General features: G+C 42.7%; 1 protein-coding gene. It reads left to right on the forward strand.

The window, feature by feature from the left end:
* Window positions 1-169: 169 nt before the first annotated feature.
* On the forward strand, window positions 170-883 hold a 714-nt coding region (locus LKK83_RS21475; RefSeq protein ID WP_324633379.1), incomplete at its 3' end, for a nucleotide sugar dehydrogenase.

Raw genomic sequence — 883 nt, forward strand, 5'->3', positions numbered from 1 at the left:
AATAATTTCATTCCAGATTGTGCCATACTCAGAAACTTCCAGCAATTGCTAGATTTTTCCGGGTTAAATGTATCTGTCAGAACAGAGGATGAAACAGATTATGGCTGGCGACATTTCCCGATGAAATTTGGACCGGCTCCAGTATTTTATCTTTTTTATTGTTAATAGAATGATTGAAAAACCACAAGTTTTACTGAAGCTTAAAGAAAAAATTACGAGCAGAGATGCCAAGGTTGGCGTTGTTGGCTTGGGATATGTTGGACTGCCATTTGCTGTCGAAAAAGCAAAGGTAGGCTTTCACGTAATAGGAATTGAACAAAACCCGAAGAGGGCAGAGCAAGTCAATAAGGCTGATAATTATATCACCGATGTTAAAGACAAAGATTTAGAACAAGTCGTTAAGAGTGGCAACTTACAAGCGGTTACAAGCTTTGATTGGGTAACCGAATTGGATGTAATTGTCATTTGTGTGCCAACGCCGCTGACGAAGAATCTGACTCCTAATTTAAGTTATATCGAAAGTGTTACCGAAGCGATCGCTCAATATTTGAGACCCGGGCAATTAGTGACTTTGGAATCTACCACCTATCCGGGAACGACAGATGAGGTTATGCGCCCTGTATTGGAGAAAATAAGTGGTCTTCAGCAGGGAGAAGATTTTTTTCTGGCTCATTCTCCAGAGCGTGTCGATCCAGGAAATCAGCGGTACACCACTAAAAATACTAATAAAGTGGTAGGAGCATCAGATCCCCATTCTTTGGAAGTTGCCATCCAATTTTATGAACAGACGATAGATTATGTGGTGCCAGTTAGCTTCTCGGCGGGAAGCCCCGCGCTCTACCCGTGCTTGGTGAGCGTCGGGATGAGAGCCAGGGGAAATGGA

The organism is Phormidium sp. CCY1219 (assembly GCF_035615515.1).
GTDB lineage: Bacteria > Cyanobacteriota > Cyanobacteriia > Cyanobacteriales > Laspinemataceae > CCY1219.